The sequence below is a fragment of the Streptomyces sp. NBC_01474 genome (genome assembly GCF_035918215.1).
GTDB lineage: Bacteria > Actinomycetota > Actinomycetes > Streptomycetales > Streptomycetaceae > Streptomyces > Streptomyces aureus.
Genome location: NZ_CP109449.1, coordinates 7,279,016 through 7,294,279, shown reverse-complemented (window position 1 = coordinate 7,294,279; position 15,264 = coordinate 7,279,016). Strand labels below are relative to the sequence as shown.

The window sequence follows — 15,264 nt, the reverse complement described above, 5'->3', positions numbered from 1 at the left end:
CCCCTCCGTTCCCTACTGCTTGACGACCCTCAGGTCGTCGCACCAGCCGCTGCCCTTACCGGTGCGGGTGTAGCAGTAGAGGGTCGCCGAGGTATTGGTGGCGCCCGTGGTGAAGGTGATGCTGCCGGTGCGCCAGCCGAACGCACTGAAGGCCGGAATCCGGGTCTCGGACCCGCCGAAGTTCTTCACTCCCACGGCGAGTTGGGTGTCGTACGCGTCGACGCGCCCCCAGCCGGAGAGCGTGTACGTGGTGTTCGGCGCGACGGTGATCTTCTGCTCCGCCGTGCTCGGGGTCCCCGAGACGCGCAGGCTGGAGCCGCCCCCGTGCGGATTCGCGGTGTCGGCCGCGACGTCCCCCGAGGGCACCCAGGGCGAGACGCCCGTCTCGAAGCCCGGGTTGGCGACCAGGTTGGTCCCGCCCGAACAGGCGGCGTCGTCGAACGCGGAGGCCTGGTGGGCGCCGATGTCGGGACGACAGGCGACGGGCGCGGGAGCGCCGAAGTAGTCCCTGCCGCCGGAGCCGGTGGTGACCTGCCCGGCGCCGCGCGCCGGGGATCCGGCCTTCAACTTGTATCCGGCGGGATCGGCGGAGCCCGGGTCGGCGAGGAGCGGGTCGGCGGTCACCTTGCCGGGGTCGGCGGGCTCGGACGCCGGGTGGTTGCCGTACATGACGTTGTTGCGCCAGGTGTGCTCGGCGGGCTTGCCGCCGTAACCGCCGGTGCCGAGGTTGTAGAAGATGTTGTTGCTCCACAGCGTGGTGGACGCGCCACCGCTGCTCTCCACGACCGACGTGGTGGAACCGGCCCCCATGTAGAAGGTGTTGTCGAGGATCTGGGCGGCCGCGTCGCCGACGGCGTACAGGATGCGCGAGCCGTCGTTGACGGAGAGGTTGTAACGCGCGACCGTGCCCGCCGTGTTGGCGCCGCCTCCGCACGCCCCGCACAGCAGCAGGAAGCCGCCCTCGTTGTCGTGACTGTAGTTGTACTGGAAGAGGGCGCCGCGCGTGCCGAAGTCGGCGTCGAAGGCCATGCCGTCGTTCATGCCCGCCTTACGGCGCACATGGTGGACCTCGTTGTACTGGAAGACGGTTCCGTCACTGTTGATGGTCCACAGGCCCGCGTTGTTGCCGGCCGAGCGCATCCAGATGTCGTACGCCTCGTTGTGCTCGGCCAGCGCGTCCCGGGTCACGCGGACGACCATGCCGTCGCCGCCGATGTCGTGGATCTTGTTGCCGCGGAACACGACACGCGTGCTCGCCGTCCACGCGGGACCACTGGTGCAGCCGTAGATGACGCGGCAGGCCCAGCTGGACTGGGTGGTCAGGCCCTCGCGGTCGACCTTGTAGATCTCGCTGTTCTCGACGAGTACGTCGTCGAAGCGGGTCGGCGTCACAGTGCCGGAGACGCGGAACTGGATGCCGTTGCTGCTCTTGGTGTCGCCGCCGTTGACGTCGTGGACGTAGACGTCGTCGAGGACGTAGTGGGTGCCGGTGCCGTGGTCGGCGAGCTCGACGAGGATGCCGTTGCGCTCGGCATCCGTGGCGCCCTTGTTGGTGACCTCCAGACCGCGGATCTCCCACTGCTCGACGTTGAGCAGGTGGACGGCGGCGTAGACCGTGCCACCGCCCTCGATCACGGGCCGAGCGCCGCCGGAGCCGTAGGGGGCGACCCTGACGGGGGCGGCCGCGGAGCCCGATCCGGCGGGCTTGAGCTGACCGCGGCAGGTGGCTCCGCGCTTGAAGTAGAGCCGGTCGCCGGGCCCGTAGGTGACGGCGTTGGCCGCGGCGAGGCTGTTGTAGGGCGCGGCGAGGCTGCCGTCGCCGTTCGCGGCGGCGGAACAGTCCACGTAGTAGGGGGTGCTCGCGGACTGCGAGGGGTGGGGCGGATGGCCGGGGTGCGCGGATCCGGCGGCCTGGGCGCCCGGCGGGGAGACGAGGGCGGAGGCGGCGAGCGCGAGACCGGCCGCGAGCGTGGTGCAGGCTCTTCGGAGCCCGGATGTAACCGGTGCCATTCTTACTCCTGGGGATAGGAGAGGAGTCCGGCAAGTACCGTGCCCAGCAAGGCGGTTGAGGTCAATGGGTCGGACAGGAAACGGTTACATTCACTAACCGCACCCCCACCCCCGATGTCGCCGCCGCCCCTCGGCTGAGCCGAGCCCCACCCCCTCAGGCGAGCCGGGCGAGATCCGCCCGTCGGAGCCGCCCCAGCAGCTCCTCGCCGCGCGCGAACCGCTCGGCCTCCTCCACCGCGTACAGCCCCAGCCGGCGCACCTCACTGCCCTGCGCGCCCGCCATGTGCGGGGTGACCAGGACGTTGGGAAGGGTGAGCAACGGGTGCCCCGGGGGCAGCGGTTCGGGGTCGGTGACATCGAGAAACGCGTCGAGCCGGCCGGCGGCGCACTCACGGGCCAGCGCCTCGGTGTCGACGAGCGAGCCCCGGGCCGTGTTCACGACGACACCCCCGTCCGGCACGAGCTTCAGCATCTCCTCCCCCAACAATCCACGCGTCTCCGGCAGTTGGGGCGCGTGCACGCTGACGATGGAGCTGCGCCGGCACAGTTCGGGCAGGCCGACGAGTTCGGCGCCGAGGGCGGCGGCGTCGGCCTCGCTGATGTACGGATCGGTGAGCAGGATCCGGTACCCGGCGTCCGAGGCGCGGAGCCCGGCGATGACGCGGCGGCCGATGCGGGAGGCGCCGATGATCCCGACGACGCGGCCGTCGGCACCTTCGCGCGCGGTGAAGCCGGGCCAGCCGCCGGAGTAGCGGGCGGCGACGGGCAGCGCCTTCTTCGCGGCGAAGGTGATCGCGGCGAGCGTGAAGGCGACGACGGGACCCGCGTTGGCGTCGGCGGCGGAGGACACGGTGATGCCGGGCCGGTCCCACAGGTCGTCCGAGACGACGGGCTTGACCGATCCGGCGGCGTGCACGACGGCGCGGAGCCGGGGCGCGTGCGCCAGGACGTCCGAGGTGAGCCGAGGGCAGCCCCAGCCGGTGACCAGCAGCTCGACCCCGGAGAGGACCGCGCGGGCCTCGGGGGTGCCGAGCGGCCCGGTCAGCGGCACGGGCGCGAGGTCGGCGCACCGCCCGAGCCGTTGCCGCAGGTCCGACGGGATGACCCGGTCGAGCACCTCGGCGTCCATGGCCAGTGCCGCGATCGGTCGGTGTGCTGCCACGCGCTACCACCCTCCAGCTGCAGATATCTAGTAACCGGTTACCTCAGGATGTCAGGAGGCTAGGCCCAACGCTGAGAGATGGTCAAGAGATCTCGGAGACAAGGGGGTTGACCCGGCGTAGTAACCGTTTTAGATTCCCGCTCACCTTGTTCCAACAACGGAGGGGTTTCCGTGCCCACGGTGGCGAAGGACAGGCCCGAGACCGAGGCGGTGAAGCCCCCCGGCACCCCGGGCAGCGGGTCAAAGACGCACAAACCCAGTCAGGACAGCTTCTGGAAACGGTTTCGGAGCAGCCGCACCTTCCTGCTGCTCATGGTCCCGGGCCTGGCCTACTTCCTGCTGTTCCACTACGGCGCCTTCATCGGCAACGTCGTGGCGTTCAAGGAGTACGTCCCGTTCGACGGCCTATGGGCCAGCCCCTGGGTGGGCTGGGAGAACTTCACCCGGATGTTCGGCGACGCGGACTTCTGGCACGCCACGTGGAACACCTTCTACATAGCGGTGCTCCAGCTGACGTTCTTCTTCCCCATCCCCCTGGCCATCGCCCTGCTCCTGCACAGCCTGACGTCGGACTTGCTGCGCCGCTTCGTCCAGTCCGTCGTCTACCTGCCGCACTTCCTGTCCTGGGTCATCGTCGTCGCGCTCTTCCAGCAGGTCCTGTCCGACACAGGCTTGTTGAACTCGTTCCTGGGCGACTCGGGGATCCACACGGTCGACATCATCGGCAACCCGGACGCGTACCGTCCGCTGGTGGTCGCCGAGGTGGTCTGGAAGGACGCCGGCTGGGGCACGATCATCTTCCTCGCGGCGCTGATGCAGGTCGACGAGCAGCAGTACGAGGCGGCGGCGATCGACGGCGCGGGCCCCTGGCGCCGCTTCTGGCATGTGACGCTGCCGTCCATCCGCCCGATCATCGTGCTGCTCCTGATCATGCGGCTCGGCGACATCCTGTCGGTCGGCTTCGAACAGATGCTGCTCCAGCGCCAGTCGGTGGGCCCGGAGGTGGGCGAGGTCCTGGACACGTTCGTCTTCTGGCAGGGAATCGTCGGCGGCGACACCGGATACGCGGCAGCGGCGGGCCTGTTCAAGGGCCTGGTGGGCGCGGTGCTCGTCTTCACCGCGAACCGGGTGGCGCACAAGCTGGGTGAGCAGGGGATCTACAAATGACCACAGCCATGAACACCAAGAACCCCACGCGCCCGGCCTGGAAGGAAAACCCGAAACCAGCCACCCAAGCAGCCAAAGCGGTAGCGATAACGGTCGTCCTGGCCCTCGTCCTGATCCCGTTCCTGGTGATCATCTCCACGTCGCTGGCCTCGAACAGGGAAGTAGTGGCCAACGGCGGCTGGGTCCTGTGGCCCACGGACCCGACGCTGCGCGCGTACCGCAACATCCTCAGCGGCGGCATCGTCACCAAGGCCTTGGGCGTCAGCATCGGCGTCACCCTGGCAGGCACCCTGGCCTCCCTGGCCTGCACCTCCTTCCTGGCCTACGCACTCAGCCGCCCAGGAGTCCTGGGCGGCAAACCGATCCTCCTGATCATCCTCTTCACCTTCCTCTTCCCCCCGGGCATGATCCCGGCGTTCCTCCTGGTCAAGGGCCTGGGACTGCAGAACATGTACGCGGCCCTCATCGCCCCGGTCCTGATCAACGTCTTCAACCTGGTGGTCCTGCGAGGCTTCTTCCAGGGAATCCCGGAGGAGCTGTACGAGGCGGCGCGCCTGGACGGTGCGGGCGACTGGACGGTGTTCTGGCGGATCGTGCTCCCGCTCTCCAAGGCGGCCCTCGCGGTGGTCGGCCTGTTCTACGCGGTGAGCTACTGGAACGCCTGGTTCAACGCCTCGATCTACCTGGAGTCCGACCACTGGCCGCTCTCCCAGGTCCTGCGCACCTATGTGATCGGCGGCGCGCAGATCAGCGACACGGGTCTCAGTGAGGCCGGCATGGTCTCGGCCCCGCAGACGACGCAGATGGCGGTCCTGGTGATCGCCACCGTCCCGATCCTCCTCGTCTACCCGTTCCTCCAGAAGTACTTCACCAAGGGCGTGCTCACCGGCGCCGTCAAAAGCTAGCCAGCTGCCCACCTTTCCCGAAGGGGTTCACTCACGTGTCCGGTTCCTCGATGTCGCGTCGCACCCTGCTGCGCTCCATAGCCGTCGGCGGCGCCGCCCTGGCCGCCCCGTCCTTCCTCACCGCCTGTTCCACCGACTCGGGCGGCGGCGCCTCGGTCTCCAACGCGGGCAAGAAGGCGGCCGCGTGGCCGACGTACACCCCCGCCACCGGCGCGAAGCCGGACCTGGCGGCCACCGCGGAGGGCGTCCAGGCGGGCTACACCACATACCCCGCGAAGCTGGTCAAGGCCGTCGCCGAGAAGCCGGGTACGGGCAAGGAGAAGATCAAGGTCCTCTCCATCACGTACGGCACCCCGCCGAAGCCGGCGGCGCAGAACAAGCTGTGGGCGGCGATCAACGAAGCGCTCGGCGTGGACGTCGAGTTCACCGTGGTCCCGGACGCGGACTTCCGCACCAAGATGGCGACGCTGTTCGCGGGCGACGACCTGCCGGACATCATCAACATCGGCGGCGGCTACGTCCTGCCGCGCGAGGCGCAGTTCGTGAAATCCCGCTGCGAGGACCTCACCGAGTACCTGTCGGGCGACGCGGTGAAGGACTACCCGAACCTGGCGGGCATCCCGACGTACGCCTGGCAGGGCATGGGCCGGATCTCGGGCCGGATCTTCGGAGTCCCGGTGGAGCGCCCGAAGCCGCAGGACACGATGTACTTCAACGGCCAGGCGTTCACGAAGGCGGGCTACAAGCCGGGCATGTCGGCGGAGGACTTCGCGGCAATGGCGAAGGAAACAACCACGTCCAAAAAATGGGCCCTTGGCGCCTCGTCAACCGCCTACTTCGGCTACAAAACACACGCCACGTGGCACGGGGCGCCGAACCAGTGGCGCATCAAGGACAACAAAGCGACGTTCTTCGCGAGCACGGACGAGTTCAAGACCACGCTCGAATTCATGTCGAACCTGCGCAAGACCGGCGCGTACTACCCGGAAGCAACATCCGTCTCGCAGGTGGACCTGAAGACGCAGTTCTGGAACGGCACGGTCCTGTCGATGACCGACGGCTTCCTCTCCTACCCGGGCTCGGCACAAGGCATCAAGAATGCCTTCGACCTGGACGCGCTGGTCCCCTACACCCCCGAGGGCACCACACCCGGCTACCAGCAGTCGCAGGGCATCTTCGGCTACACGGTGATCAAGAAGGCGTCGAAGGACCGAGTGAAGATGATGCTCCGGATCCTCGACTACCTGGCCTCACCGTTCGGGACCGAGGAGTACGAGCTGGTGCACTTCGGCCTGGAGGGAACCCACTTCAAGCGGGACAAGGACAACAACCCGATCGCGACACCGCTCGGCCTCGTCGAGTCGAAGGTGAACCTGCCGTTCGTGTACCTGAGCGACGCACCCCAGGTCCTGTACGCGCCGGGCTACGGGGACATCGTCGAACGCCTCCACGCGTGGCAGCAGAAGGTGATCCCGATGATGGTGCCGAACGACCGCTGGGGCCTGCAGTCGGACACGTACAACAAGCAGGGCGCGACACTCGACCAGATCATCAGCGACGGCGTGACGGCCACGGTCACAGGCCGCCGGAAGGTCTCCGACTGGGACGCCGTGTACAAGAAGTGGCTGAACCAGGGCGGACAGCAGGCACTGGAGGAATTCGCCAAGGAGTACGAGGCGGCGCACTGACCGCACGGCATCGTCCATGATGGTCCGGGGCGGCATCGCCCGCCCCGGACGGGCAAGTTGAGGAGACACAACTGTGGGTGAGCGGGTCACCATCCGTGATGTGGCCGCGCGCGCGGGCGTCTCGGTCGCGACTGTTTCGCGGGTCCTGGCGGGCAACTACCCGACATCGGCGGCCTCGCGCGCCAAGGTCCAAAGAGCGGTCAAGGACCTGGACTACGTGGTCAACGCGCACGCCCGAGCCCTCGCCGGCGCCGGACGCAAGACGATCGCGGTCCTGATGTTCGACGTGGTCAGCTCGTTCTACGCGGCCGTGGCGCAGGGCGTGGAGATGGAAGCGGCCCAGCACAACAGACTCACCCTGGTCTGCTCGACGGGCGGCGACCCGGCCCGCGAGCTGGCCCTGGTCCAGATGATGCGCGAACAAGCGGCGGAGGCCGTGGTCCTGGTCGGCGGGGTCATCGAGGACGACGAGTACCGCGAGCGGATGGCGCACTACGCGGAGGCACTCGCGGCGGCGGGCTCGCGCCTGGTCCTGTGCGGCAGACCGGCACCGGCACCCGACGTCCCCGCACTGGTCGTGGAGTACGACAACGGGGCGGGCGCACACGCGATAACCAGCCACCTGCTGGGCGCCGGCCACCGGAAGATCGCGATGATCGGCTACCAGCCGGGCAACACCACGGGCGAGGACCGCGTAACGGGCTACCTCAGAGCCCTGGACGACCACGGGGTCCCCCGCTCGGACGCGATCCTGCACGGCATCGGCTTCGGCCAGCACCACGGCTACGAGGCGATGCGGGACCTGCTCGACAAGTGCAACGGCAAGCCGGACTTCACGGCGGTCTTCGCGGGCGACGACCGCGTGGCGGCAGCGGCGATCCGCGCACTGGCGGAGGCGGGCCTACGGGTCCCCGAGGACATCTCGGTGGTCGGCTACAACGACGACCCAGTAGCAGCAGACATCACCCCCGGCCTCACCACGGTGCACATCCCGGCAGCGGAAATGGGCCGCACGGCCGTAAGACTGGCCCTGACAGGCACGTCTCGCCCGGGCCAGCAACGCCACCTCCTGGGCACACACATAGTGATCAGAGACAGCGTCCGCCCCCACCACCGCTGAGCGCGCCGATCAGCCGCGCACGGACAAGGACCGGAGACAGGGGAGGCAGCCCCACCGAACGACCGGCCGCGTACGAGACGCGGCCGGCACGGAGCGAGTCCCACCGGCCGCGAGACGCCGACGAGACGGGAGGGGACGCGGGGACATGTGCGCGCGGAGCCACCAGCACCACGTACAGGTAATCAGCTAGCTGACGTGCGCCCGTAGAACAGCGAGCACGTACATGCCCCCGCGGCCCCGCACCCGAAAACACAACGGCCGAAGACAGCCGGCGCCCAAAGAACGCACGACCACCCACCACCCGTCCACTCCGTAGATCAAGACGACATCGCGTCAGTCAGACGATTAAACTGACCCCGTGCCTCAACTACGTCTCGCACTGAACCAGATCGACTCGACCGTCGGAGATCTCGCCGGGAACGCCGAGGCGATCGTCCGCTGGACCAAGCACTCCGCCGAACAGGGAGCGCACCTGGTCGCGTTCCCCGAGATGGTCCTGACCGGCTACCCGGTGGAGGACCTCGCCCTGCGCGAGTCCTTCGTCGAGGCATCCCGCCGGGAACTGGCCGCGCTGGCCGAGCGCCTGGCCGACGAGGGCCACGGCGACCTCCCCGTGGTCGTCGGCTACCTGGACCGCTCGGAGAAGGCGCAGCCGAAGTACGGACAGCCCGCCGGCGCCCCCCGGAACGCCGCCGCCGTCCTCCACAACGGTCGCGTGGCCCTGACGTTCGCCAAGCACCACCTCCCGAACTACGGCGTCTTCGACGAGTTCCGCTACTTCGTGCCGGGCGACACGATGCCGGTGATCCGCGTACGCGGAATCGACGTGGCGCTCGCCATCTGCGAGGACCTCTGGCAGGACGGCGGCCGCGTCCCGGCCACGCGCTCCGCCGGCGCCGGCCTCCTGATCTCGATCAACGCGTCGCCGTACGAGCAGAACAAGGACGACACACGCCTGGACCTGGTGCGCAAGCGCGCCCAGGAGGCGGGCTGCACGCTGGCGTACGTCGCCACGATCGGCGGCCAGGACGAGCTCGTCTTCGACGGCGACTCGATCGTGGTGGACGCGGCGGGCGAAGTGGTGGCCAGGGCACCCCAGTTCGCGGAGGGCTGTGTGGTCCTGGACCTGGACCTCCCGGCGGCCGAGCCGGACGCCCCGACGGGGACGGTCGACGACGGCCTGCGCATCGACCACCTGACGATCTCCGAGGACCACGTCCCGGCGTACGAGCCGGAGCTGACCGGCGGCTACGCGGACCGCCTGGACGACGACGAGGAGGTCTACTCGGCACTGGTCGTGGGCCTGCGCGCCTACGCCGCGAAGAACGGTTTCCGCTCGGTGCTGATCGGCCTGTCGGGCGGCATCGACTCGGCGCTGACGGCGGCGATCGCGTGCGACGCGCTGGGCGCGCAGAACGTGTACGGCATCGCGATGCCGTCGAAGTACTCGTCGGACCACTCCAAGGGCGACGCGGCGGAGCTGGCCGACCGTACGGGCCTCAACTTCCGTACGGTCCCGATCGAGCCGATGTTCGACGCGTACATGGGGTCGCTGGGCCTGACGGGCCTCGCGGAGGAGAACCTCCAGTCAAGGCTGCGTGGCACGATGCTGATGGCGGTCTCCAACCAGGAGGGCCACATCGTGCTCGCGCCGGGCAACAAGTCCGAGCTGGCGGTGGGCTATTCGACCCTGTACGGCGACTCGGTGGGCGCGTACGGCCCGATCAAGGACGTGTACAAGACGTCGGTCTTCCGGCTGGCCGAGTGGCGCAACCGGGCGGCGGCGGAGCGCGGCCAGACTCCCCCGATCCCGGAGAATTCGATCACGAAGCCGCCGAGCGCGGAGCTGCGCCCGGACCAGGTGGACACGGACTCGCTGCCGGACTATCCGGTGCTGGACGCGATCCTGGCGATGTACGTGGACCGGGACAAGGGCGCGGACGCGATCGTGGCGGCCGGGTTCGACGCGGACCTGGTGACGAAGACGCTGCGGATGGTGGACACGGCGGAGTACAAGCGGCGCCAGTACCCGCCGGGCACGAAGATCTCGGCGAAGGGCTTCGGCAAGGACCGCCGCCTGCCGATCACGAACAGGTGGCGGGAGTCGGCGCAGTAGTCACCGCGCCCAATCCCCAAGCCCCAGAGGGTGGGCCCCGACCCCCGGAGCCCACCCGTCCCGTCCGTCACGTCACGCCCCATGACGTCCCGTCCCGTCACCGACGACGAGTGGGCTCTCCCGCGTCCGGAGCCGAAACGGCGTCGGGCAGATGCGAGGCCACGAGGAGCCCACGCCGCGTCGTGGCCGAGGCGGCAACGGCCCGGGAGCGACGCAGGTCGACCCCGTAGGCAGCCCCGGCGACCCCGATCCCGAGGACGGCGAGCGCGGCCCCGGCGACCGCGGGGGACGTGAGCCCGAACCCGGCGGCGAGGGCGAGCCCGCCGATCCAGGCGCCGCCGGCGTTGGCGAGGTTGAAGGCGGCCTGGTTGGCGGAGGAGGCGAGGGAGGGCGCGGCGGAGGCCTTCTCCATGACCATGAGCTGGAGCGGCGACCCGGTGATGAAGGCGGCCATACCGAGCAGCACCACAGCGACCGCGGCGCTCCACTCGGCACGCATCAGCACAGGGAACAGCGCCAGCACCACACCGAGCGAGACGAGCCCACCGAACAGAGTCCCGCGCAGGGACCGGTCGGCGAGCCGCCCGCCGAGCAGGTTCCCGGCGGTGGCGCCGACGCCGAACAGGGCGAGCAGCAGCGTGACACCGGCCTCCGCGAACCCGGCCGCGCCGGTGAGCATCGGCGTCACATAGCTGTACGCGGCGAAGAGCGCGCCGAACCCGGCGACGGTGGTGGCGAGGGAGAGCCACACGGGCAGGGAGCCGAGCGCCTTGAGCTCACCGCGCAGCCCGCCGGTCTCGCCGTGGCCGTGGTCGGCGGGAACGAGCAGCAGGAGTGCGGCTATCGCGGCGAGCCCGATGGCGCTGACGGCGAGGAACGTGGCGCGCCAGCCGAGCTGCTGGCCCATGAGCGTGGCGATGGGGACGCCGATGACGTTGGCGACGGTGAGCCCGAGGAACATCAGGGACACGGACCGGGCCTTGCGCTCGGGCGCGACGAGCGAGGTGGCGACGACGGCGCCGACGCCGAAGAAGGCGCCGTGCGGCAGCCCGCTGACGAAGCGCGCGGCCATCAGCAGGTGGTAGTCGGGCGCGGCGGCGGACACGGCATTGCCGGCGACGAAGAGCACCATGAGCGCGACGAGGACGCGTCGGCGGGGCATGCGCGCGGTGAGGGCGGCGAGGAGCGGGGCGCCGATGACGACGCCGAGGGCGTACGCGGAGACGAGGTGGCCGGCGGAGGGGATGGAGATGTGCAGATCGTCGGCGACGTTGGGCAGGAGGCCCATCATCACGAACTCGGTGGTGCCGATGCCGAAGGCGCCCACGGCGAGGGCGAGCAGGGCCAGGGGCATGAAGAAGAGACCTTCCACGGGAAGACGGGCGGGAGACACGGGAATCCGTAAGTTTACGTGCGGAACAAACTCTCCCGCGCCAAGTCTTCCGTGAGGTGAGGCCCCGGTTTCCACCGAGTCAACAACGGGTGTGGAGTGCGAACCCGGAGGTCAGGACCGGGTGAGATCGACCTTCGCCGCGATCGGCAGATGATCGCTGCCGGTCTCGGGCAGGGTCCACGACGTGACCGGCTCCACACCCTTGACCATGATCTGGTCGATACGGGCCATGGGGAACGACGCGGGCCAGCTGAACCCGAAGCCGTTGCCGGCGGCACCCTGCGTGGAGCGCATCTGCGACGTGACGCCGTTCAGCGCGCGGTCGTTCATCGTGCCGTTGAGGTCGCCGAGCAGGATGACCTTGCCGAGCGTCTCGTCGGCGATGGCCTCACCGAGCGCGTCGGCGGAGGTGTCGCGCTGGCTGGCGGTGAACCCGGCGTGCAGCTTGACCCGCACCGACGGCAGGTGCGCGACGAACACGGCGACGTCACCCTGGGGCGTGGCGACCGTGGTGCGCATGGCGCGCGTCCAGCCGAGCTGGATGTCGACGGGCCGCGTCGCGCTCAGTGGGTACTTGCTCCACAGCCCGACGGTGCCGGCGACGGAGTGGTACGGATACGTCTTCGCGAGCGCCTTCTCGTAGACGGGGACGGCGTCGGACGTCAGCTCCTCCAGGGCGACGACCTGCGCCCCGGAGGCGGCGATCGTGTCGGCGGTGCCGGTCGGGTCGGGGTTCTCCGCGTTGACGTTGTGTGTGGCGACGGTGAGGTCGCCGCCGCTCGCGGTCTTGTCGGTGAGGAGCCCGCCGAAGAGGTTGAGCCAGACGACGCCCGGGACCAGTACCGCGATCAGGGCCGTCGCGGACTTCCGCACGACGGCCAGGACGAGCAGGACGGGCACGAACACGCCGAGCCAGGGAAGGAAGGTCTCGGTGAGGGAGCCCAGGTTTCCGAGGGTGTTGGGGATCTGCGCGTGGAAGAGCATCACGAGCGCGACCAGAACGGCCAGCACCGCGAGGACCGCCCCGCGGCGCCAGATCCCCCGGTCACGCCACCCGCCGGTCAGGCGGCGCAGCGGGTCCCTGGAAGGCTGGTGCCCCGAGCCGCCGCCACCCGTTTCCGTCCTGAACCCCTGCGCCATACCGTCGTCGCCTCACTGCCCTGCCGTGCACACCGACCTCGCCCTGAAACCCTAGGGGATGATCGGCGCCCTCCTCGCCGTCCACGACGGCCGTACGGGCACGAGGACGAACGCTTGGGCGCCCGGGGTTCCGGATCACCGGTGCGCACGGGGCCTCTGTGACGAAACGCGCATATTCAGTCCGGTGGCCGCAATCCGGCGAGCGCGCAGTCGACGATCCGCTCCGAGAGGTCGTCGGCGAGCGGCGCGTCGGGCCGGATCATCGTGCGGAGCAGCATCGGCCCGACGATGAAGTCGTTGGCAAGCTCTATGTCGACGTCGGCGCGCAGCTCGCCGTTCTCGACGCCGCGCCGCAGCACGTCGAACATGACGCGGCGGCGCGGCTCGATCACGGTGGCGTGGTACGCGTCCCAGAGCTTCGGCAGGCTCTTCATCTGCGCGAAGACGTTGTGCAGCAGGGCCGAGGAACGGAGGGACACGCCGCGTCTGCGCAGGTGCTCCAGGAGGCTGATCAGGTCGTCGCGCATGGAGATGCCCGGCAGTTCGGGCTCGGGCTCCTCCATGATGCGCAGGACCTCGACGAAGAGCTCCTCCTTGCCGGACCAGCGCCGGTAGATGGTCGCCTTGCCGACTCCGGCGGTGCGGGCGATCCGCTCGATGGACAGCTCCGTGAGCGGGACACCGTCCTCGATCAGCTTGAGGACGCCCTCGACGATGGCCCGCTCGACGGCCTCGCTGCGCGGGCGCCCCCGCACCGCGCGCCCCGCATCCACGTCCACGACCACTCCGCCTCTCCGCCTTCCCGCCGCCCGGTGTAGCGGCGATTGTCTCAGCAGGTCACCGACCTGCCCGGACAGGTGCCGTCAGCGACTCACCCCGACTGTCTCCTCGGTGCTCTCCTCGGCCGCCGCCCGCGGCGGGCGACCCGGCAGGAACAGGACGGTGACGACGGCGCTGACGAGCGCGATCCCGGCCCCGCACAGGGCGGTCACGTGCATGGCGTGCAGGAAGGAGTCGTTGGCAGCGCCGACCAGCGCGTCGCCGCGCGGGCCGAGCCTCGCCGCGATGCCGAGGGTGGCCTCGATGGACTCGCCGGCCGTGTGCCGCAGTCCGGCGGGCAGCAGGCCGAGCTTGTCCTCGATGCCGCTGCGGTACGCGGTGGACAGCACGGAGCCGAGTACGGCGATACCCAGGGCGCCGCCGACCTGCCGGAACGTATTGCTGAGCGCGGACGCGGAGCCCGCCTTCTCGCGCGGCAGGGCCTGCATGATGACGACGCTGGTGGGAGTCATGACGTGCGCCATGCCCGTACCCATGAAGAAGAAGATGACTTCCAGGATCCAGATGGGCGTGTCCGCGTCGAGGATCGTGAACGCGGCGAGCATCGCGGCGAGGATCACCAGGCCGCCGGTCGTCGTGGCGCGCACTCCGAAGCGGTCGACGACGAGCCGGGCGCGCGGCGCGAAGATCAGCTGGGCGGCGGCGAGCGGCAGCATCAGGAGGCCGGTCTGCAGCGGCGAGTAGCCGCGCACGCTCTGGGTGTAGAAGACCGAGAAGAAGGTGACGCCCATCAGCGCGAAGAAGACGAGCGCGATGGCGGCGATGGCCGCGGAGAACACCTTGTTCTTGAAGTACGTGATGTCGATGGACGGGTGGTCGCTGCGCTTCTCGTACAGGACGAAGCCGACGAGGACGACGAGTCCGGCCACGCTGGTCAGGAGGACCGCGGGGTCCGTGAAGTCGGCGAGCTGGCCGCCCTTGATGATGCCGTAGACGAGCAGCACGAGTCCGACGACGGAGAGGGCGACGCCCACCAGGTCGATACGGCCGGGGTTGGGGTCGCGGGAGTCCGGCACGAGGGCCAGCATCAGGACGACCGCGATGATCACGATCGGCACGTTGACCAGGAAGACCGAGCCCCACCAGAAGTGGTCGAGGAGCAGGCCGCCGGTGATGGGGCCGATGGCGATGGCGATGCCGACGCCGCCCGCCCAGATGCCGATGGCCTTGGGCTGCTCGTCACGCTCGAAGACGTTCATGAGGACGGCGAGCGTCGCGGGCATCACGAAGGCCGCGCCGATGCCCATGATCGCCCGGAAGATGATGAGCTGGAGCGGCGAGCCGGACTCGGCGGCGAGGGCGGAGCCGAGGCCGAAGACGACGAGGCCGAAGACCAGCACCTTCTTGCGCCCGAGCCGGTCGCCGAGCAGACCCGCGGTGAAGAGCAGTCCGGCGAAGACCAGCGTGTAGGCGTTGATCGCCCACTCCAGCTCGCCCTGCGTGGCGCCGAGGCCCGTGGGGGCCGGGGTCGAGATCGTCTTGATCGCGACGTTCAGGATGGAGTTGTCGAGCACGACGATCAGCAGGCTGAGCATCAGCACGCCGAGGATCGCCCATCGGCGGCGGTGCACAGCCTCCGGTATGCGCGGCGGTGCGGGAACGGCAGGAGTGGTCATGAGGCTCAGCCTAGGGGAATTTCGATACGAGACCGTCTCGTATTGGAAGCCCTTAAGAAGACTTTACGAACCCGGCGGGCGACCCGCTCGCGGGGTGACCCACCCGG

At 69.4% G+C, this 15,264-nt stretch carries 11 protein-coding genes; 5 read left to right on the top strand and 6 right to left on the bottom strand.

Annotation, left to right across the window (positions count from 1 at the left end; translation table 11 throughout):
• Positions 1 to 12: 12 nt before the first annotated feature.
• On the bottom strand, positions 13 to 2,010 hold the full coding sequence (locus OG758_RS33245; protein WP_326713299.1) for a carbohydrate binding domain-containing protein: 1,998 nt from the start codon (positions 2,008 to 2,010) through the stop codon (positions 13 to 15).
• Positions 2,011 to 2,164: 154 nt separating this feature from the next.
• Positions 2,165 to 3,139: a hydroxyacid dehydrogenase gene (locus OG758_RS33240; protein WP_326716119.1), complete on the bottom strand. Its 975-nt coding sequence runs from the start codon at positions 3,137 to 3,139 to the stop codon at positions 2,165 to 2,167.
• Between the two features lie 345 nt (positions 3,140 to 3,484).
• On the opposite strand from OG758_RS33240, the gene OG758_RS33235 reads away from it, so the two are divergent.
• The 5 genes from OG758_RS33235 (at position 3,485) to OG758_RS33215 (ending at position 10,168) form a co-directional block, all read left to right on the top strand.
• Positions 3,485 to 4,339 carry an ABC transporter permease gene (locus OG758_RS33235; RefSeq protein WP_326716118.1) on the top strand — a complete coding sequence of 285 codons (855 nt, stop codon included), beginning with the start codon at positions 3,485 to 3,487 and terminating at the stop codon, positions 4,337 to 4,339.
• Positions 4,336 to 5,244 carry a carbohydrate ABC transporter permease gene (locus tag OG758_RS33230; protein WP_326713298.1) on the top strand — a complete coding sequence of 303 codons (909 nt, stop codon included), beginning with the start codon at positions 4,336 to 4,338 and terminating at the stop codon, positions 5,242 to 5,244. Before OG758_RS33235 ends, OG758_RS33230 begins: the two co-directional genes overlap by 4 nt.
• A gap of 50 nt (positions 5,245 to 5,294) precedes the next feature.
• Positions 5,295 to 6,932 (top strand): sugar ABC transporter substrate-binding protein, encoded by a 1,638-nt coding sequence (locus OG758_RS33225; RefSeq protein ID WP_326713297.1) that lies wholly within the window; start codon positions 5,295 to 5,297, stop codon positions 6,930 to 6,932.
• A 73-nt stretch (positions 6,933 to 7,005) separates the two neighbouring features.
• Positions 7,006 to 8,052, top strand: coding sequence for a LacI family DNA-binding transcriptional regulator (locus OG758_RS33220; RefSeq protein ID WP_326713296.1), 1,047 nt, complete (start codon positions 7,006 to 7,008; stop codon positions 8,050 to 8,052).
• Between the two features lie 358 nt (positions 8,053 to 8,410).
• Positions 8,411 to 10,168, top strand: a complete 1,758-nt coding sequence (locus OG758_RS33215; protein ID WP_326713295.1) for an NAD+ synthase — start codon at positions 8,411 to 8,413, stop codon at positions 10,166 to 10,168.
• Positions 10,169 to 10,265: 97 nt separating this feature from the next.
• Here the strand turns inward: OG758_RS33215 and OG758_RS33210 are convergent, their stop codons facing one another.
• From OG758_RS33210 to OG758_RS33195, 4 genes are all read right to left on the bottom strand, one after another.
• On the bottom strand, positions 10,266 to 11,522 hold the full coding sequence (locus tag OG758_RS33210) for an MFS transporter (protein ID WP_326713294.1): 1,257 nt from the start codon (positions 11,520 to 11,522) through the stop codon (positions 10,266 to 10,268).
• Positions 11,523 to 11,672: 150 nt separating this feature from the next.
• Entirely contained in the window at positions 11,673 to 12,701 is a 1,029-nt protein-coding gene (locus OG758_RS33205; RefSeq protein WP_326713293.1) for an endonuclease/exonuclease/phosphatase family protein, read from the bottom strand.
• 176 nt (positions 12,702 to 12,877) lie between these two features.
• Positions 12,878 to 13,480, bottom strand: coding sequence for a TetR/AcrR family transcriptional regulator (locus OG758_RS33200; protein WP_323136354.1), 603 nt, complete (start codon positions 13,478 to 13,480; stop codon positions 12,878 to 12,880).
• A gap of 84 nt (positions 13,481 to 13,564) precedes the next feature.
• Complete coding sequence (locus tag OG758_RS33195) at positions 13,565 to 15,157, bottom strand: MFS transporter (protein WP_326713292.1); 1,593 nt, start codon at positions 15,155 to 15,157, stop codon at positions 13,565 to 13,567.
• Between the last annotated feature and the right edge of the window lie 107 nt (positions 15,158 to 15,264).